This window comes from Polaromonas sp. P1_F6, assembly GCF_056405695.1.
In genome coordinates this window covers 21,722-40,209 of sequence record NZ_JBFUBQ010000002.1, presented here as the reverse complement: position 1 = coordinate 40,209, position 18,488 = coordinate 21,722, and the positions used below count along the sequence as shown (strand labels likewise).

The following is an 18,488-nucleotide window of genomic DNA, read 5'->3' as shown; positions in this document are numbered from 1 at the left end:
ATTTAATCAACAATAAATTGGGGACATATTAAAGTCAAGCGCGTCAAGCCTTGATAAATATGAAGTTATTCATCATCMGGGCCCTCAGCCACGCGCAGGGGTGGGCGTCCCGCCTGGTTCCTGGTGACACGGCGCTCTGTGCGCTTTTGCAACTCCGCCAAAAAGCCATCTCCACCCAGGGCCCAGCCACTCAGGGCGGATCGGGTCAGCTGGTCTTGCTGCTCCAGCGTGATGCCGGCGCGCACCAGTCCGGCGTAGGCCACTTCACGGGCGAACGGCGTGTTGCCCAATGCCCAGACCATCGGGTGTGGCGTGAGCAGGCCGTCGACCCGCAGGCCTGCGTAATGGCCGTAGCTGGACCACGGATAGTCTTTGACCTCGGCCACCAGTCCCGCGCGGACTGGATTGAGGTCCATATAGGCCATGCACGCCAGCAGGTAGCGCTCGGCCTCGATCACGGTGGCCCGGTAACGCCCTTCCCACAAGGTGCCGGAGCGGCCCTGGCTGTCGTTGAAGTAACGCACATAGCGCCGCCCGGCAGCTTGCATCATCTGCGGCAGGCTGTCCGCTGTGGAAGGCGTCGCCAGTAAATGGAAATGGTTGTCCATCAGCACGTACGCATGCAGGGCAACGCCGAACTTGCGGGCGCTTTCTTCGAGCAACGCCAAAAACACCTGGTGGTCGGCGGCCGAAGAAAAGACAGCTTGCCGGTTATTTCCCCGCTGAATGATGTGGTGCGGGTAACCGGGGAGCGTCAGACGGGGAAGGCGGGCCATGGAATGCAATACCGAGAGTTTGCATCATGATAAAAGGAATCTGACCCCGATTTTTTCCGCCTGCTGCGAGTCCATCGAAGCGCTGTTAGAACGCCCCGGAACAAGGGCGCTTAACGAACGACTTTGCCGTCAGGCGTGATGGTGACGAGATCAATCGCCCGCACCGATTCGTATTTCTTCGGGCGCAGGTTGACGCGAAAGCCCCCCACGTCGTAGTCGGTCATGGTTTCAAACGCCTTTTGCAGGCCTGCCCGGTCGGGCTTGCCGCTGCCGGCCGCGCTGCGGCGCACGCCTTCGGCAAACGTTTTGGCCGCAATATAGCCCTCAACACTTTCATAGCTGGGCGTCTGGTCGGTCTGGTTCAGCACATCCAGGTATTCCTTGATGATGGGCGTGCCGGTGCTGCGCGGCGAAGGCACCACTTGCGAGATAACAACCCCGCCGATCTCTTTGCCCAGCGCGCTGAACAGCGGGTCAATCCCCACCACGGAGAAATTGAGGAACTGACCGCCAAACCCGGCCTGGCGCATCTTGCGGATGAAAGCCGCCGAGGAATTGAACAGGCTGACCTGAATAACGGCTTGGGGTTGCGCCTTCATCAGCTGCGCCACGGCAGCATCGACCTTGTCGCTGTTGACCGGCGACAGGGCGCTGCCAACGATGGCTGGGCGCTTCAGGTCGATCAGGGCCTGGTTCACCGCGGCAAGGCCGCCCCGCCCCATGGCGTCATCTTCGGCAAATACACCGATACGGTCCTGGTTGAGGGTGGCGCAGTGGCGTGCAATTTTGTAGGCCTCGTCAGCCAGCGCCGGGCGCACATGAAAGATGTTTGCCAGCGCAGGATCATGCAACGCATCCGATGCTGCAAAAGGTGCGAAAAAGAGCGCCCCGGATGCCTTGGAAGCGGCAAACGCGGCGTCGCAGCTGGCTGTTCCGGCAAAGCCGAACAGCGCGTCGACGCCTTCGTCGATCAACTGCTTGGCATTGGCGGCAGCCTTGGCCGGGTTGTAGCCGTCGTCGAGTGTCTTGACTTCGATCTTGTGACCGCCGGCACCGCCCTTTGCATTGATGGCGTCGAAATAAATCTTTGCCCCATTCAGATACGCCAGGCCGATCTGGTCGGCTGCACCTGTCAAGGGCACCGATTGGCCAAGAACGATTTTGCGGCTGGTTTTGCTTTGAGCCCAGAGCGCAGGGCTTGCTACCGCAGCGCCCGCGGAAACCCCGCGCAGAATTAGTTGACGTCGATTGAAACCCATGAGAACACCTTTTGAGAGACGAAATAGCCAAAGCAGGTTTGATGCCCGTACCTCAGCATGCGCTCAATATTCCGAAGAAATGTCACAAATTGTGCGCAAGCCCTCAGCGTAATCTGTGCAACCTCCAAAAACCACCGTGGAAATGCCAACACGTCATAAGCCTATGCGCATGGGACGCCAACATACGCCCGTTCAAGTGCGTTGGCGGGCAGATCCAGGCAGACGATGAAGCAAGATCGCCAACACGAGGGCGATGGCGCAGCCGGCCGTCGCAAGCCAACCCGTCCATTGCCATCCTCCCGCAGTGCTGGCCACCCAGGCAACCAGCGGAGGACCGGCAAATTGCCCCAGCGCCGACCACTGCTGGACCCAGCCAACGGTGGTCGACACGGCATCACGGCGGGGCGCAAGCTGGATGGCCAGGTTAAACAGCGTTGCGGGGATCAGGCCGCCCACCATCGAAAAGACCAGTATGGCCACATACTGTATTTCCGGGGACAGTTGCACGGCAAATGCGAGCTGGGCACCTCCAGCCATCGACAGGAAGCCTGCGCCAAGCAGAACCACCGGTCGTACACCACGCTCCAGCAGCCTGCCTGCCGCGACGTTGCCGATGATATTGACGGCAGCAGCAAGCGCCGTAAGCCATGCCACCCACACACCGCTCACGCCAGCCTGGGTGTAGATGGACGGCAGGAAACCGACCACAGCAAGCCACTGTCCCGAGTACATCGCAAAAGCAACAGCCATGTACCAGGCTGCGCGCGACCGCAGCGTCGCGCGGACAATATCTCCGCCACGGAAATGAGGAGCCGGCGATTGCCGGGGGGACATGCCATCATGCAGATGCCCCTGTGCAGGAACTTGCCACGCGACCAGCAAAGCCAGCACTGCGGCCAGCGCGGCCAGAAGCCACCACAAGATTCGCCAACCCCAGTCAGGTGCGGCCAGGCCGATGATCATGGGGCCTCCCAGCAATGCCAGAGAGGCGCCCAGCGGCATGTAGGCGCCCCAGACTCCCAGCATGCCGTTGAGTCGCTCTTGTGGCACCAGCTGGCGGATCAGGGCTGGGGCCGGTAACACCACCCAGAGGAATCCCAGCCCTTCGAATACACGTGCGGTCAGCAGCCAATGCACATCGGGAGACACGCCGCCCAACAGGCCGGCACCGGACAACACCAGCAGCCCGGCCACCATGCTGCGCTTGAGGCCGGCACGCTGCACAACAAGCCCGATGAGCAGCCCGAGCACCATACCCGCCAGCTGCACCAGCGACAGCAGAAATCCGGCCTGCAGCAATGTCACGCCCAATACCTTTCCCAGCACAGGCAGCGCAGGCGGCAGCTTGCCCACGTAAAGGGCGGCCACCACACCGGCAGCCATCACGTACCAGGCCGCGTTCGGGCTCGGGGTTGTTGTTGGCCGGGGCTCAGTCACGTTGTTTGCTGCGATGGGCGGCCACAACTCCACTTAGACCGGAAAGGCTGCGCGCCCCTTAAGACGTTCATGCTCTTTGGCGGCGAAGCGGTCTGTCATGCCGGCAATGTAGTCGGCGACCACCCTCTCGGGTTTTGCGCCCGCCGCATGGGGGGCATCAATGCCGTCAAACCGGTCGATGTGAGCCTGCGGCATCTGGGCCGGGTCGGCCATATAGGCTTCGAACAGATCACGAACTACCTGCTTGGCAGCCTGCGTGGTTTCCACCACTTTCGGGTGGCGGTACAGGTTTCGCAGCAAAAAACGTTTGAGGGATGCAGACTGCGTCGCCATTTCTTCGGTAAAACACACCAGCGCCGGATGCCTGCGAACTTCGTCCACGCTGGCAGGGGCAACCTTGTAAATCGCAAGCGATGTCGCATCCATCACGTTATAGACCTGCGCACTGAGCATGCGCCGTATGGTCTCGAACAGCAGCCGCCGGCCTTTCAACGCCCGGTGCGCCAGTTGCGTTTCCCGGCAGTGTTGCGCGAACAGCTCGACACCCTCCAGTTGCTCCAGGCTTAACAGGCCGGAGCGCACGCCGTCGTCAATATCGTGTGCGTTGTAGGCTATTTCGTCCGCAAGATTGGCCAGTTGTGCTTCCAGACCGGGTTGCTGCCAGCGCGGCCCGTCAGCGGGCTCTACGAACCGGCGGGCAACACCGTCCGGCTCGCGGGCTTCAATATGGCGTGCATTGCGCCTGGAACAATGCTTCAGGATTCCTTCTCGCGTCTCAAAGGTCAGGTTCAGCCCGTTGTACGCCGGATAGCGCTCCTCAAGGGAGTCCACCACGCGCAGGCTTTGCAGGTTGTGCTCAAAGCCTGCGCTGTCTGGGTTACAGGCTTTCAGACATGCGTTCAAGGCATCCTGGCCCGCATGGCCGAACGGCGTATGGCCCAAGTCATGCGCCAGCGCAATGGCTTCCACGAGATCTTCATTGAGCTGAAGCGTGCGGGCGATGGACCTTCCCAGCTGGGCGACCTCCAGCGAATGAGTCAGCCGGGTGCGAAACAAATCACCTTCGTGATTCAGAAACACCTGGGTTTTGTACACCAGGCGCCGAAAAGCGGTGGAGTGCACGATACGGTCGCGGTCGCGCTGAAACTCGGACCGGGTTGGCGCAGCAGGCTCGGCAAAGCGGCGGCCGCGCGAACGCGAAGGGTCACAGGCGTAGGGTTGGAGATTCATGAATTAAACATAAAAATGACCGGAATCCCATACCCCACAAGCGCAAGAAGCTCCTGAATTGATAGCAATTTCAGGTACCTCTTCCATATTTTCCGCCGCTTATTCACAGCACATATCTATGACACTGCGCACCATGGCATCCGGCGCACTGCGAACGGCTGCCTTCCCGGGGCCGTCGATCACAACAAACCTTATCTCACCCGCTTCGGATTTTTTGTCGATGCGCATCAGTTCGAGATAGCGGCCGGCATTGTCGGTGGTTGACAGCACAGGTCCTCGCACCGGCAGGCCGCATCGTCGGACAAGATTGGTCAGGCGTTCCGTAAAAGGCTTGTCAACCAGGCCCAGACGCTCTGACAGATGCGCGGCCATCACCATGCCGCAGCCCACACCCTCGCCATGCAGCCATTCCCCATAGCCCAGACCGGATTCAATCGCGTGGCCGAAGGTGTGACCGAAATTCAGGATGGCCCGCAAGCCCGACTCCCGCTCGTCCTGGCTTACAACCCATGCCTTGATCTCACAACTGCGCTGGATGGCGTGGGCCATGGCCACGGGCTCCCTGGCGAGCAGATCTTCCAGGTTAGTCTCGATCCATTCAAGGAATGCCATGTCGGCAATGGGGCCGTATTTAATGATCTCGGCCAGGCCCGCACTCAGTTCGCGAGAGGGCAGCGTCGCCAGAACATCCAGGTCGCACACCACCTGCAAGGGCTGGTAGAACGCACCGATCATGTTTTTGCCCAGTGGGTGGTTGATCGCCGTCTTGCCGCCAACCGAGGAATCCACCTGGGCCAGCAATGTCGTGGGCACCTGCACAAATGGTACGCCGCGCATGTAGCTGGCCGCGGCAAAGCCGGTCATGTCGCCGACCACGCCACCGCCCAAGGCAAACAGCACCGTCTTTCGGTCGCAGCCGTTTTCCAGCAGCGCATCAAAAATCAATTGCAGGGTTGGCCAGTCCTTGTGGGCTTCACCATCCGGCAAGGTGACCAGCAGCACCTTGTCATAGCGTTGTTGCAATGCCCGGGTGAGTTGCGCGGCATACAGCGGTGCCACGGTGGTGTTTGACACCACCAGCGCCGTCGCGGCTTTGGGCACGTCCTGATAGGTATTGCTGGTTCCCAGAAGCCCGCTGCCAATGACGATCGGATAGCTGCGTTCGGCCAGATCAATCCGGATTGTCGCAACGGCGGAAGAGGAATTTTCTTGCATGGAAGAAGTGTAGAGGCTTCCACCCCTTCCAAGGCTTGCCAATGGTTATGGCCGGTCGGGAGGCGGAGCCATCACGCCTGCCAGCTCCAGCTGCATCAGGATCATGTTGACCAGCGTAGAGACTGAAGGGCGGCCTGTTTCAATGACATAGTGTGCCGTTTCCCGATAGAGGGCGTCACGGGCGGCGTAAAGATCCCTGAGCCGCGCCAGCGGATCGGCCACCTGAAGCAAGGGGCGGTTCTGGTCATGCCGCAAACGGCGAAAAACCTCTTCGGGGATGGAATGCAGGTAAACCACCTGCGCCCGCTCCCGAAGATGTTGCCGGTTGGCGGGGCGCAGCACAGCCCCGCCGCCGCTGGAGAGTACGCAAACCTCACCCTGAGTCAACTCATCGATGACCAGTTGCTCGATGTCGCGAAATGCGTCTTCACCTTCGCGCTCAAAAAACTCACGGATAGAGCAACCGATACGTTGTTCTATCACCTGATCCGAGTCAATGAACCGCAACCCCATTCTTCGGGCAAGGTGCCTGCCGACGGTGGATTTCCCCGACCCAGGCAAGCCCACGCAGGCGATTCTCAACGGATGTGCATTCAATTGATATGGAGGAAAGGTTGCCCAGAAGCATGCCAAGCAACTACGCAGAGGACTGGCAGTCCCACGCGCAGTCCTTCAGCACGACGCCTTCTTTACCTACCGCCCTCGAACTCGCCCAAGGCGATCAGACGGGTGGTCGGAATTAACGCAGGGCAGATCCGTTAGTCAGCATTTTGGGCGTGATGAACACCAGCAATTCAGACTTCGTGGCAGATCGCGTTCTTTGTTTGAACAAATTGCCAACACCGGGGATGTCGCCCAAAAGCGGGACTTTGGTTTCATTGTCACGATCATTTTGCTCAAAAATGCCGCCAATGACCACGGTTCCACCATTTTCCACCAGTACCTGCGTTTGAATATGCTTGGTATCAATCGCGAATCCGTTCGCTGTTTCACGTCCCACGCTATCTTTGTTCACGTCCACTTGAAGGATGATGTTCCCCTCCGGCGTTATTTGCGGAGTGACTTCGAGCTTCAAGTTTGCCTTTCGAAAGGCAATAGCGGTGGCACCGCTGGAAGTCGCCTGTTGATAGGGAAGCTCTGTACCCTGTTCAATCAGAGCCTTCACCTGATCAGCAGTCACGACACGTGGACTGGAAACAATTTTCGTCTTGCCATCTGCTTCAGATGCAGAAATCTCAAGATTAAGGAATCGTGTCTTTGCGGCATTGAACAAAGAAATGGCAAACGTACTTGCGTTGAATCCGTTTTGGCCCACACCAGGCAGGCTCACGAATTCACCTGCAGTAGTTCCTGCAACTGTCGGGCTATACGACCCGCCAAAAGCGGTGTTATTACCCTGGGTGAAAGGTCGACCCCCTAACCGCACGCCCAGAGATTTACCGAAGGAATCCGACGCTTCAACGATACGAGCTTCAATCAACACTTGACGGACTGCGACGTCTAATTTCGCGATCAGCGCCTGCACCTGTTCAAGTCGCGATGGTATGTCGGTAACGAACAATTGATTGGTGCGCGCCTCCGATATCACGCTGCCTCGCGCAGACAGTATCTTTGTAGCACCGGCACCGGAGCCCAACAGCCCTGCCGCAATATCTGCAGCTTTTGCATAGTTAAGCTTGAAATCCTGGGTCCGGAGCGTTTCCAGACTTTGAATCGCATTCTTTGACTCCAGTTCCAGCTTGTCTTTGGCTGCAAGTTCGTCTTTGGGTGCGATCAACAAGACGTTGCCTGTTTTGCGCATGCCCAGTCCCTTGGCCTGAAGAATAATGTCCAGTGCCTGATCCCAGGGAACATCTTTCAGACGCAACGTTACCGCACCGGTAACCGAGTCCGACGTCACGATATTGAAGTTCGTAAAGTCTGCAATCACCTGCAGAAGGGAGCGAATTTCAATGTTCTGAAAATTCAGGGATAGCTTCTCACCGTTATACCCAGGTCCTTGCGTCAGCTTGCTTGGGTCAATTTTTTGCTGGCGCACTTCCAGGACAAACTGGTTATCACTTTGATACGCACTGTGTTCCCAGGCGCCCTTGGGCTCGACCACCATACGGACCTTATCCCCCGTTTGAAATGTGGTGACGGTTTGCACTGGTGTTCCGAAATCGCCCACATCCAGACGACGGCGAAGTCCTTCTGGCAATGCGGTTTTCAGGAACTCAACCACCAAAGTCTGGCCTTGTTGGCGTATATCCACGCCAACCTGGTTATTGGGCAGGTCCACAACGATACGGCCAGAACCCTCAACGCCACGACGGAAGTCGATGTCCTTCAAGGGCAATGTGTCGGTGTTGCGATTTTCAGCAAACACTGGCGGTGTAGTAGCGGAGGGCGCAGCCACCGCCACTGAATCGAGGGTAATCAACAACGATTTCCCTTGAATCTCAGCCTTATACGCCGTTGGCACCTTTAGATTCAGTACTACACGGGTTCTTTCACCCGCCTGCACGACGTTCGCCGAGCGCAGATTTCCCAAGTTGAGGTCTACTGCAGATCGTCCCATGGAGTTACCAACCCCGGGAAAATCAAGTGCTATACGCGCTGGCGTCTGGATACTAAAACCCGTCGGTACCGCAGCCAGAGGTTCTGCCAAATCGATTCGAATAACCTCTGCACCACCCTGAACTGATCCGGAAACAGCCTGGATGGCATTCTGTGCCTGCGCCAGCAAGGGAGCGGCAGTTACAGAAAATGCCAGACTGAGCGAAGCACAACGCAACACACGCCCAAACAAAAGCTGCAGGCGGCCCTTTTTTTCCTGCGTCTCTAGTGCCGGTGTCTGCTTGTTCATTTTGATCCCTCTAATAACTGTAAAGTCGCGGTCCGCTCTATCCACTCACCCGCGGCGTCTTGCACTATCTCGCGTAAGGCGAGATCTGTTTCAGTGACCTTGGTGATCCGGCCGTAGTTTTGGCCCAGGTAATTCCCTACGCGGGCTTGATAAATCAGGTTGTCCACTCGTACCAGCGCAACTGGCTGGCCAACCTTGATCAGGCTACCCACCATGGCAATAGCATCCAGGGGATATGCCTCCAATGGTTCTTTTCGTCGGCTCAGTTCAGGTGCGATCAGGGCGGCGTTGGCCGTCGCCTGATTGGATTCACGTTTCAGTGCCTGTGTCAGTTTTTGAATGCTAAAAGGCTCTATGGAACCTTCCTGGCCATACAACTGAGGTGAAAATTTAGTGGGCTCCGGCAGCGGATCTACCTTAGGCTTGGTAGCGTTCCGTTGCTGCGTCATCCATTCCTGCAACTCCTCCTGTTCAGAGGAACCACAGCCGGACAGGCCCAATAAAATCCCTGCCAAACCGCAAAAAATTACCGCGTATTTTCCTGCACTCATTTTTTGGCTCCAGGAGYGCTCTTGCGCTGCAAGGCTACTTCATCATTGTCCAGATAGCGGAACGTTTTGGCCGTGGTATCCATCACCAAGGTGCTATCTTTGCCGGGCGATATGGTCAGATTATTCAAAGTGACAATGCGGGAAAGATTGGCAATATCAGCCGCAAAAGCACCCATATCGTGATACCTGCCTGTGACTCGAACAGCGATCGGTAATTCCGCGTAATACTCCTTCACGCTAACCTGACCTGGGCGAAACAATTCGAACTGCAGACTACGCCCCAAACCCGCCTGATTAATATCAGAAAGCAGTGCGTCCATTTCGGCCTTGCTCGGTAGCTGCTTTTCAAGCTGGGTTACATATTGTTGAACCTGTTCGCGCTGCTTCTTCAGCGCATCCAGATTGACAGCCTGCGCAAGCTTTGCCGTGTAGTCTTCCTTAAGCTTGACTTCCTTGGCTTTCTCTGCGGTCAACTCCTCATCGGATGCGCTGAGCCATACAAACCAAAGAGCCACGACAACAAAAATCGTCACGGCCACGCACAGGAGGTAACGTGGAAGTGCTGGCCATGAAGGTGGATCATTGGGATCCAGGCCCGTAAACTGGGACTTCAGACTACTTTGAATTGCTCCAAAGTCGATGGAATTTTTAGAGATTTTTGCCATAGTCAAACTCGTTCATTCCGCCTCATACCTTGGCCGGCACCGAAGCGGCAGAAGCTGGCTTGGCAGCCGCCCCCGACACCACCGGTACTGTCCCTGAGCTTGCCGGTGTGGCGCCAACAGTTTTCGGATCGCTGGCCCGCTTCAAACCAATCTTCATTGAAAAATTGGATACCCTGCGCTGGTCACGCGCACTCAGTGAGACTGTGCTGGCGGTGATTTCTACAAGTTCCGGCCGGGTTAACCACGCACTGTTGTTAGCAAGGTTGCGCAACAATTCCGAAACACGTTCGTTTGACTGTGCGACGCCAGTGATAAACACGGCCTGATTGTCTTGTTTCATGCTGGTGATATACACCCCATCGGGCAACTGCTTGACCAGTTCGCTCAGCAAATACACCGGCAGATTGCGGTTTCCCTGCAGGTCTTCCACGGCATTCTGGCGAGCCCTGAGTGCGGAAATTTCCGCCTGCAGCGTGGCAATATCCTTGATCTGTCCTTCCAACCGGGTAATTTCCGTTTTCAGAAAATTGTTCTTTCCCCGCTGGCCCTCAATTTGGGCAAGGTACCAGGAATAAACAGCGCCGCAAATAAGACCGCCGATCAAGGCCGCCATACCCAGCGTGGCAAAAAATACTTCGCGCCTGCGCTTGCGCGCAGCTTCGCGATGGGGAAGCAGATTGACGAGAATCACTGCAGAAACCTCCGCAAAGCCAGACCGCAAGAGGTCAGGTAGGATGCCGCTTCGCGCCGCATCTTCTTTTCACGTACGCCTTCCCCGAGCTCCATTCCCTCAAAAGGGTTTGCCAGCACGCAGGCAAATGAAGTCTGCTGGGTGACAGAGTCGGTCAGGCCTGGCAAGGCGGACGAGCCGCCGGCCAACATCACATAGTCAACTTTGTTGTGCGGTGTGCTGGTAAAGAAGAACTGCAAGGCCCGTCCGATTTCCTGCGCCATGCTCTCGACAAAAGGCTTCAGCACGCCGGATTCGTAGTCTTCCGGCAAATCGCCACTGCGTTTTTTGCTTTCTGCTTCTTCAGGGGAAAAACCGTACTGCCGAATGATGAGTTGCGTCAGCTGTGCTCCACCGAAGGCCTGATCACGCTCATAAAGTACTTCATCGTTTTTGATGACCTGCATACTGGTCGTCAATGCACCCACTTCAAACAGGGCTACCATGGTGTCCACGCCCTTGTTGGGAAGGCTCTCAATCAAGCGGGCGGTGGCCAGGCGGGAGGCATACGACTCCACATCTATAACAATAGGCTTGAGCCCGGCGGCTTCCGCAAGACCCTGCCTGTCCTGCACTTTTTCCTTGCGCGAAGCAGCAATCAGCACTTCAACGTCGCCACTGGAGGTAGCACTCGGGCCTACCACGCAGAAATCGAGGCTGACTTCATCCAGCGAGAACGGAATGTATTGATTGGCTTCGGATTCGACCTGAATTTCGAGCTCTGCGTCGCTGAGGCCGCCCGGGAGAATGATTTTTTTGGTAATGACCGCCGAAGCCGGCAGGGCCATCGCCACATTCTTGGTGCGGGTTCCGCTTTTCTTGACGAGCCGGCGCACCGCGTCGGCCACTTCGTCAAACTTTTCGACGTTACCATCGGTAATCCAGCCTCGTTCCAGCGGTTCGATCGCACAGCGATCCAACACCAGATTACCGGCCTTGTCACGGCTCAACTCCACCAGCTTGACACTGGATGAGCTGATATCTAAACCCAGCAAAGCGGGTTGTTGGCGGTTGAATAACGATCCCAGAGAGATCAAGGCGGTCCCCAAATGACGGCTAATATGTAGCCCTGCATACTTAAGAAATCACTTGAATAGTAGCAGTAAGCTCTTTGTGCAGTAAGGATTTTTCCTGTTTTGGACATCTGGAACGTTGTCAAAAGCAGACGGTCGTACCGGGCCAGGAGTTTGCAAGGTTCCCTAAAACGTTGTCTGCAAACGTAAAAGTATGGCCCTTGCCCTGACACCCCGCACAACCCGCTTCCAGGGATTTTTATAATGGTGACGCGACTTTACGATTGTCTACATGCCCTCCACACCCACGTCTTCTGATTCAAACTCTGCCCCGGTCAAGCAAGGTCGCGCAAAGTCCCTCGTCCCCCGCTGGCTGGTCATGCTCTTTTTGTGGAGTGGCGGCCTGCTGCTGGCTGGTGTTGCCGCCGTCTTGCTGTTTGTGGCTGTAGCGCTGTCGGTTGCCTACCCCAACCTGCCGGATATCTCAGACCTGTCAGACTACCGGCCAAAGTTGCCGTTGCGGGTTTACTCCGCCGATGGGGTGGTTATTGGCGAATTCGGGGAAGAACGCCGCAGCCTCACCCCGATCAAGGACATCCCGCAGGTCATGAAGGACGCGGTTCTGGCCATCGAAGATGCCCGCTTTTTCTCGCATGGCGGCGTGGACTACCTGGGCGTGATCCGGGCCGGCTTTGCCAATGTGGGCCGGGCCAAGAGCCAGGGCGCCTCCACCATCACCATGCAGGTGGCCCGTAATGTCTATCTGTCGGCCGAAAAAAGCTATACCCGCAAGATCTATGAAATCCTGCTGACCTTCAAGCTGGAGCACCTGCTGACCAAGGACCAGATCCTTGAGATCTATATGAACCAGATTTTTCTGGGAAACCGGGCTTATGGCTTTGCCGCGGCCTCAGAGGCCTATTTCGGCAAGCCCCTGAAAAACATCTCCATCTCCGAGGCAGCCATGCTGGCAGGCCTGCCCAAGGCGCCTTCGGCCTACAACCCCATCATCAATCCCAAGCGGGCCCGGGCCCGCCAGCTCTACATCATCGAGCGGATGGAAGAAAACGGCTTCATCACCGCCGAACAGGCCAAGGCCGCCAAAGAAGAAGAGCTCAAGGTCAGGACCGGGCCTGACGCGGGCCGGGTGCACGCAGAATATGTCGCTGAAACGGTCCGCCAGCTGGTTTACAACCAGTACGGGGACGAAACCTACACCCGCGGTCTGAATGTCTATACCACCCTGCGTGCCACCGACCAGACGGTCGCGTACAAGGCCTTGCGCAAGGGCATCATGGATTATGAGCGCCGGCAAATTTACCGGGGCCCCGAGAAGTTCATCGATCTTCCGGCCAATGCGCAGGAAACGGAAGATGCGATTGACGACGCACTGACCGACAACCCCGACAACGGAGATGTGATGTCGGCCATCGTGCTGGAAGCCAATCCCAAACGGATTCTGGCCATGCGCCAGAACAGCGAGACAGTTGAAATTACCGGCGACGGCCTGAAACCCGCCCAATCCGGACTGGCTGACAAGGCAGGGCCCAACATCAAGATTCGCCGCGGCGCCTTAATCCGCGTGGCGAAAACACCGAAAAACACCTGGGAAATCACCCAGCTGCCTGAAGTGGAAGGCGCTTTTGTGGCCCTTGATCCGCGCGACGGTTCCATCCGGGCGCTGGTGGGCGGGTTTGATTTTGAGAAAAACAAGTTCAACCATGTGACCCAGGCATGGCGCCAGCCGGGTTCCAGCTTCAAGCCCTTTATTTACTCCGCTGCCCTCGAGAAGGGCTTTACCCCAGCGACCGTGGTGAATGACGCCCCGCTGTTTTTTGACGCCGGCGTCACTGGCGGCCAGCCTTGGGAGCCCAAAAACTACGACGGCACTTTCGACGGTCCCATGAGTCTGCGGACCGGCCTGAAGAAATCCAAGAACATGATTTCCATCCGCATACTGCAGGCTATCGGCGCCCCGTATGCGCAGGACTGGATCACCCACTTCGGCTTTGAGGCCGAAAAACATCCCGCCTACCTGACGATGGCGCTGGGCGCCGGATCGGTCACCCCGATACAAATGGCCACCGCCTATTCGGTATTTGCCAACGGCGGTTACCGCGTCAATCCCTACCTGGTCACCAAAATCACCGACCAGCGCGGCAAAGTCCTGCTGGAAAGCAAGCCACCCGTGCTGGACGAATCGGCCCGGGCCATCGATGCGCGCAATGCGTTCATCATGGACAGCCTGCTGCAGGAAGTCGCACGCTCGGGTACGGCGGCCAAAGCGCAAGCCACGCTCAAGCGCCCCGACCTTTTTGGCAAGACCGGTACCACCAATGACTCGATCGACACCTGGTTCGTGGGTTTCCAGCCTACTCTGACGGCGGCGGTGTGGATGGGTTACGACACGCCGAAAAAACTCGGCGACCGGGAAACCGGCGGAGGCCTGAGCCTGCCGATCTGGATCAACTTCATGGAATACGCCCTCAAGGGCGTGCCGGTGACCGAATACCCGGCGCCCGAAGGTGTCGTCAACGTTGGCGGAGAGTGGTATTACAGCGAATATGCCAAAGGCTCGGGGGTCAGCACGGTGGGCATACAACAAGATCCGGCAGCTGCCGCCACGCCGGCAGTGCCAGGCGCGATCCAGGTGCTACCACCCTCGGACGAGAAAAAGCGCATTCTGGACTTGTTCAAGAACTGAGATGAAACGCATCAAAAAAGGGCTCCACGGAGCCCTTTTTTGTTTCAACGCCAATCACGGCACACCTGCAAGCTTCTGCTGCTACGCTTTATTTGCTTCCACGGGGGCCGCGAACAGCAATGTCTGGCCAGCCTGCTCGCTGGCATAGCGAGACAAATTGGCAAAAAACTCGCTCGAGTCCTTGGTGTCAGCCCATTGCCCGCCACTGAATTTGTAGTGGAATCCGCCGGCCTTGGCCGCCATCCATATTTCCTGCAAGGGTTTTTGCAGGTTGATGATGATCTGGCTGCGGTTGGAGAAAGTCAGCGTGACCATGCCACCGGTGCGCTGGTTATCAATGTCCGCGTCGGTCTCATCATTGATACGGTCACAGGCGGTTTCAACGGCCCTGAGTGCACTCTCGGCCAGATCCTGGTATTCAAGGTCCGTCATTACAATCCCATCATGGTTTCTTCAGCTCAAATTTTAGGCCGCATCTGCCCTTCGGCCTCCCGCTATGGCCTTGCTGCAATTGTGGTCGGCGCGGCCTTGCTGGCCGGTTGCGGACAAAAAGGCGCACTTTACCTGCCGGTTCCCCCGAAGGTGCCGGCCACAGCCACTACAGCGCCGCCGGCTGCCGCGCCTGCAACGCCGGCGTCAGCCGCTCGCTGACCAGCAACCTGGCCGATTCATTGAAGATTCAGGCCATCCGGTGGCTGGGCCTTCAATCTAAAGGCGCCCGACCGTTCATGCCGTCAATCGATCATGGCGCGCAAGCCCGGCGCTCCTTAAGATAGTTGCCAATAACTCCAACCGCTTCAAAGCCCATTCTTCATGACCCGCCAACCTCTCCCCGGCCACCCCCATTTCGCTTACCGCGATACCGAGCTGTTTGTTGAAAATGTCCGGCTTGGCGATCTGGCCGCGGCACACGGCACACCGCTGTTTGTCTACTCCAAGGCGGCCATGCTTTCGGCGCTGGCGGCTTACCAGCGCGGCTTTGCAGGGCGCAACGCGCAAATTTGCTATGCCATGAAGGCCAATTCGTCCCTCGGCATCCTGCAGGCGTTTGCCCGGGCGGGTTGCGGCTTCGACATCGTTTCGGGCGGAGAACTCAACCGCGTACTGGCCGCTGGTGGCGAGGCCCGGAAGATCATTTTTTCAGGCGTAGGCAAAACCCGCAGCGAAATGCGCCAGGCCCTGAGCGCCGGCATCGGCTGCTTCAATGTCGAAAGCGAAGCCGAGCTGGATGTGCTGTCCGGGGTGGCTCTCGCCATGGACATGCGTGCGCCCGTCAGCATTCGCGTCAATCCCGATGTGGATCCCAAGACGCACCCTTATATTTCCACGGGCCTTAAAGACAACAAGTTCGGTGTGGCACACGAAGACGCGCTGCGCATCTACCGGCACGCGGCTTCGCTGAAAGGCTTGCAGGTCGTCGGCATCGACTGCCACATCGGCTCGCAAATCACCGACACCACACCGTACCTTGACGCCATGGACCGGGTGCTCGACCTGGTGGCAGCCATTGAAGCTGCGGGTATCCCGCTCGAACATATCGATTTCGGCGGCGGCCTGGGCATCAACTACAACAACGACACCCCGCCCGAAGCCGACGCGCTCTGGCAGCAGCTGCTCGCGAAGATCGACGCACGCGGCTACGGCAGCAAAAAGCTGATGATCGAGCCGGGCCGCTCGCTGGTCGGCAATGCCGGGGTTTGCCTGACGGAAGTACTCTATGTCAAACCGGGCGAGCACAAGAACTTCTGCATCGTCGATGCGGCGATGAACGACCTGCCGCGTCCCGCGATGTACCAGGCTTTCCACGCCATCGCACCCCTGCGGGAAGGCACGGCCGCCGAGGCGACATATGACGTCGTGGGCCCGGTCTGCGAAAGCGGCGACTGGATAGGCCGCGACCGCGTGCTGTCTGTCGCAGCGGGTGACCAGTTGGCCGTGATGTCGGCAGGTGCGTACTGCATGAGCATGGCCAGCAACTACAACACGCGTGGCCGGGCCGCTGAACTGCTGGTTGACGGTGGCGAAGTGCACCTCATACGCCGGCGGGAAAGCGCTGAAGACCAGATGCGGCAGGAACAGCTGATAGCGGGCTAATCCGGAACCACGCCCGGGCAAGCACGTGCCTCATCGGATCAGCGTCGATCAGCGCATACCGCTATCATTATGATAGCTGGTTGCGCACGTCGTATATGGGTTTTGGCCTCTTTTTCCTCAAGAACTGCTGCACACGCCAGCCGAGCAGCAGGGCGATGATCGCGGCGTAAACGAACACTTCGGCAAAATTGTTCTTGCCGGCGCGCATCCAGAAAAAATGCAGCAGCCCCAAGCCGGCAATCAGGTAGACCAGCTTGTGCAGCCACTGCCAGCGTTTGGCACCCATGGCTTTGATGGCCGCATTGAAGGACGTAGCCGCCAGGGGCGTCAGCAACACAAAGGCCGAAAACCCCACAAGGATGAAAGGCCGCTTGGCGATGTCTTTGGCAATATCGGCAAAGTCAAAGCCCATGTCGAACCAGCTGTAGCTCAGCAGGTGAATGACGACGTAGAAATACGCGAACAGCCCCAGCATGCGCCGAAAGCGCGCCAGTGCAGGCGTGCTGGTGATGACCCGAAGCGGCGTGACCGTCAGGACGATACAGATAAAGCGCAATGTCCAGTCGCCGGTGGCGCGTATCAACGCCTCGGCCGGATTGGCGCCCAGCTGGTTAGTGAAAGCGCCATAGAAGAGCCACGCAAAGGGCAGCAGGCAAACGGCGAAGAGCATTGGTTTAGCAGCAGGATGCAGCAACCATTTTTGCGAGCTTGCCATCACAGCCATCCGCTATCGGAGCGACTCTCGTCGAGATGCAACGCCCCATGCCCCTCACACCAGCAGGGGCCGCGGAACCGGCTTTGCCGGGCCGCAGGCGCAGCGGCCCCCCCGGGGGGCAGCGCAGTACGCGAAGCGACAAGCGTGGGGGCCATATTGTTCAGAAATTCTTCTTGAGGTCCATGCCCGCGTAAAGCTGGCCAACCTGCGCTTCGTAACCATTGAACATCAGCGTCTTGCGCTTCTTGGCAAAGAGGCCGTCTTCACCGATACGGCGTTCGGTGGCCTGGCTCCAGCGCGGGTGGTCGACGTCCGGGTTCACATTGGAATAAAAGCCGTATTCCTGCGCAGCGGCCTTGTTCCAGGCGGTGCGCGGCTCCTTGTCGGTAAAGCGGATCTTGACGATGCTCTTGCCGCTCTTGAAGCCGTACTTCCAGGGCAGCACCATACGCACCGGCGCGCCGTTCTGGTTGGGCAGCACTTCGCCATACATGCCGAAGGCCAGCAGCGCCAGCGGGTGCATGGCTTCGTCCATGCGCAGGGCTTCCACATACGGCCAGTCGAGCACGCGGGAACCCACAAACGGCATGGTCTTGGGATCGGCCAGGGTGACGAATTCAACGTATTTGGCGTTGCCCAGCGGCTCGACCTTCTTGATGAGCTCCGACAGCGAATACCCCACCCACGGGATCACCATGGACCAGCCCTCGACGCAGCGCAGGCGGTAAATGCGCTCTTCCTGCGGTGCCAGCTTGATCAGGTCTTCGAGCGTGAAAGTCTTGGGCTGCTTGACCAGGCCTTCGACGGCCACCGACCAGGGCTTGGTCACCAGGGTGTGGGCGTTCTTGGCGGGGTCGGCCTTGTCGGTGCCGAACTCATAGTAATTGTTGTAGGTAGAGGCGTCTTTGTAGTCGGTGATCTTTTCCATGGTCACCGCACCGGCCACCGCCGATTTGCCACCGGCCAGCGCCGCCAGTTTGCCGGGTTTTTGTACCGTTTGCGCCATCGCCTGGCGCCCGGCCCATCCGGCCATGGCAGCACCTGCGGCGCCAGTGGCCATCAGTTTGATGAGGTCGCGCCGGCCGTGATAAATGCCCTGCGGCGTGATCTCGCTGGGAACGGGGTGGTCGAAGCCGCTGGCGTGGGTCCTGATGAGCATGTGAGGTCCTTGAAATCCGTTTAAGGGTTAGTCTGAATACGCAGCAACTTCTTACAGGGATTCAACCCGGCCGGCGAATTAACCCGACCTTA

General features: G+C 58.1%; 17 protein-coding genes. 3 read left to right on the top strand and 14 right to left on the bottom strand.

Annotation, left to right across the window (positions count from 1 at the left end):
- Positions 1–65: 65 nt before the first annotated feature.
- The 11 genes from AC1DY9_RS06095 to AC1DY9_RS06045 all read right to left on the bottom strand — a co-directional run bounded on the left by AC1DY9_RS06095 (position 66) and on the right by AC1DY9_RS06045 (position 11,748).
- Positions 66–776, bottom strand: a complete 711-nt coding sequence (locus tag AC1DY9_RS06095) for a transposase (RefSeq protein WP_477666050.1) — start codon at positions 774–776, stop codon at positions 66–68.
- A 110-nt stretch (positions 777–886) separates the two neighbouring features.
- The gene (locus AC1DY9_RS06090) at positions 887–2,035 is read right to left on the bottom strand and encodes an ABC transporter substrate-binding protein (RefSeq protein WP_457279727.1); all 1,149 of its coding nucleotides are present in this window, start codon (positions 2,033–2,035) and stop codon (positions 887–889) included.
- A gap of 192 nt (positions 2,036–2,227) precedes the next feature.
- A complete protein-coding gene (locus AC1DY9_RS06085; RefSeq protein ID WP_457279728.1) occupies positions 2,228–3,472 on the bottom strand; it encodes an MFS transporter in 1,245 nt (414 codons plus the stop codon).
- A gap of 33 nt (positions 3,473–3,505) precedes the next feature.
- Complete coding sequence (locus AC1DY9_RS06080) at positions 3,506–4,702, bottom strand: deoxyguanosinetriphosphate triphosphohydrolase (RefSeq protein WP_457279729.1); 1,197 nt, start codon at positions 4,700–4,702, stop codon at positions 3,506–3,508.
- A gap of 99 nt (positions 4,703–4,801) precedes the next feature.
- Positions 4,802–5,917, bottom strand: coding sequence for a 3-dehydroquinate synthase (gene aroB, locus AC1DY9_RS06075; RefSeq protein WP_477666049.1), 1,116 nt, complete (start codon positions 5,915–5,917; stop codon positions 4,802–4,804).
- Positions 5,918–5,962: 45 nt separating this feature from the next.
- A complete protein-coding gene (locus tag AC1DY9_RS06070; RefSeq protein WP_457279811.1) occupies positions 5,963–6,499 on the bottom strand; it encodes a shikimate kinase in 537 nt (178 codons plus the stop codon).
- Between the two features lie 157 nt (positions 6,500–6,656).
- On the bottom strand, positions 6,657–8,765 hold the full coding sequence (locus tag AC1DY9_RS06065; protein ID WP_457279731.1) for a type IV pilus secretin PilQ: 2,109 nt from the start codon (positions 8,763–8,765) through the stop codon (positions 6,657–6,659).
- On the bottom strand, positions 8,762–9,316 hold the full coding sequence (locus AC1DY9_RS06060; RefSeq protein WP_457279732.1) for a pilus assembly protein PilP: 555 nt from the start codon (positions 9,314–9,316) through the stop codon (positions 8,762–8,764). The genes AC1DY9_RS06065 and AC1DY9_RS06060 overlap by 4 nt, the downstream gene beginning before the upstream one ends.
- Positions 9,313–9,981 (bottom strand): type IV pilus inner membrane component PilO, encoded by a 669-nt coding sequence (locus AC1DY9_RS06055; RefSeq protein WP_477666048.1) that lies wholly within the window; start codon positions 9,979–9,981, stop codon positions 9,313–9,315. The genes AC1DY9_RS06060 and AC1DY9_RS06055 overlap by 4 nt, the downstream gene beginning before the upstream one ends.
- A 22-nt stretch (positions 9,982–10,003) precedes the next feature.
- Positions 10,004–10,672, bottom strand: coding sequence for a PilN domain-containing protein (locus AC1DY9_RS06050; RefSeq protein WP_457279734.1), 669 nt, complete (start codon positions 10,670–10,672; stop codon positions 10,004–10,006).
- Entirely contained in the window at positions 10,669–11,748 is a 1,080-nt protein-coding gene (locus AC1DY9_RS06045; RefSeq protein ID WP_457279735.1) for a pilus assembly protein PilM, read from the bottom strand. Before AC1DY9_RS06045 ends, AC1DY9_RS06050 begins: the two co-directional genes overlap by 4 nt.
- A 268-nt stretch (positions 11,749–12,016) precedes the next feature.
- On the opposite strand from AC1DY9_RS06045, the gene AC1DY9_RS06040 reads away from it, so the two are divergent.
- A complete protein-coding gene (locus AC1DY9_RS06040) occupies positions 12,017–14,428 on the top strand; it encodes a penicillin-binding protein 1A (RefSeq protein ID WP_477666047.1) in 2,412 nt (803 codons plus the stop codon).
- Between the two features lie 81 nt (positions 14,429–14,509).
- Here the strand turns inward: AC1DY9_RS06040 and cyaY are convergent, their stop codons facing one another.
- The gene (gene cyaY, locus AC1DY9_RS06035; RefSeq protein WP_457279737.1) at positions 14,510–14,860 is read right to left on the bottom strand and encodes an iron donor protein CyaY; all 351 of its coding nucleotides are present in this window, start codon (positions 14,858–14,860) and stop codon (positions 14,510–14,512) included.
- Between the two features lie 12 nt (positions 14,861–14,872).
- Between cyaY and lptM the strand changes: the two genes are divergently transcribed.
- Both lptM and lysA read left to right on the top strand, forming a co-directional pair.
- Positions 14,873–15,079: an LPS translocon maturation chaperone LptM gene (gene lptM / locus AC1DY9_RS06030; RefSeq protein ID WP_477666046.1), complete on the top strand. Its 207-nt coding sequence runs from the start codon at positions 14,873–14,875 to the stop codon at positions 15,077–15,079.
- 162 nt (positions 15,080–15,241) lie between these two features.
- Positions 15,242–16,522, top strand: coding sequence for a diaminopimelate decarboxylase (gene lysA, locus AC1DY9_RS06025; RefSeq protein ID WP_457279739.1), 1,281 nt, complete (start codon positions 15,242–15,244; stop codon positions 16,520–16,522).
- A gap of 67 nt (positions 16,523–16,589) precedes the next feature.
- On the opposite strand, the gene AC1DY9_RS06020 is transcribed toward lysA, so the two are convergent.
- On the bottom strand, positions 16,590–17,237 hold the full coding sequence (locus tag AC1DY9_RS06020) for a protein-methionine-sulfoxide reductase heme-binding subunit MsrQ (protein ID WP_457279740.1): 648 nt from the start codon (positions 17,235–17,237) through the stop codon (positions 16,590–16,592).
- A gap of 160 nt (positions 17,238–17,397) precedes the next feature.
- Positions 17,398–18,396: a protein-methionine-sulfoxide reductase catalytic subunit MsrP gene (gene msrP / locus AC1DY9_RS06015; protein WP_457279741.1), complete on the bottom strand. Its 999-nt coding sequence runs from the start codon at positions 18,394–18,396 to the stop codon at positions 17,398–17,400.
- Between the last annotated feature and the right edge of the window lie 92 nt (positions 18,397–18,488).

Excerpts from the sequence above, each read along its gene's own strand:
- AC1DY9_RS06090 (WP_457279727.1), bottom strand. The coding sequence starts at position 2,035 with ATGGGTTTCAATCGACGTCAACTAATTCTGCGCGGGGTTTCCGCGGGC.
- AC1DY9_RS06080 (WP_457279729.1), bottom strand. The coding sequence starts at position 4,702 with ATGAATCTCCAACCCTACGCCTGTGACCCTTCGCGTTCGCGCGGCCGC.
- aroB (WP_477666049.1), bottom strand. The coding sequence starts at position 5,917 with ATGCAAGAAAATTCCTCTTCCGCCGTTGCGACAATCCGGATTGATCTG.
- AC1DY9_RS06065 (WP_457279731.1), bottom strand. The coding sequence starts at position 8,765 with ATGAACAAGCAGACACCGGCACTAGAGACGCAGGAAAAAAAGGGCCGC.
- AC1DY9_RS06060 (WP_457279732.1), bottom strand. The coding sequence starts at position 9,316 with ATGAGTGCAGGAAAATACGCGGTAATTTTTTGCGGTTTGGCAGGGATT.
- AC1DY9_RS06040 (WP_477666047.1), top strand. The coding sequence starts at position 12,017 with ATGCCCTCCACACCCACGTCTTCTGATTCAAACTCTGCCCCGGTCAAG.
- cyaY (WP_457279737.1), bottom strand. The coding sequence starts at position 14,860 with ATGACGGACCTTGAATACCAGGATCTGGCCGAGAGTGCACTCAGGGCC.
- lptM (WP_477666046.1), top strand. The coding sequence starts at position 14,873 with ATGGTTTCTTCAGCTCAAATTTTAGGCCGCATCTGCCCTTCGGCCTCC.
- lysA (WP_457279739.1), top strand. The coding sequence starts at position 15,242 with ATGACCCGCCAACCTCTCCCCGGCCACCCCCATTTCGCTTACCGCGAT.
- AC1DY9_RS06020 (WP_457279740.1), bottom strand. The coding sequence starts at position 17,237 with ATGGCAAGCTCGCAAAAATGGTTGCTGCATCCTGCTGCTAAACCAATG.
- msrP (WP_457279741.1), bottom strand. The coding sequence starts at position 18,396 with ATGCTCATCAGGACCCACGCCAGCGGCTTCGACCACCCCGTTCCCAGC.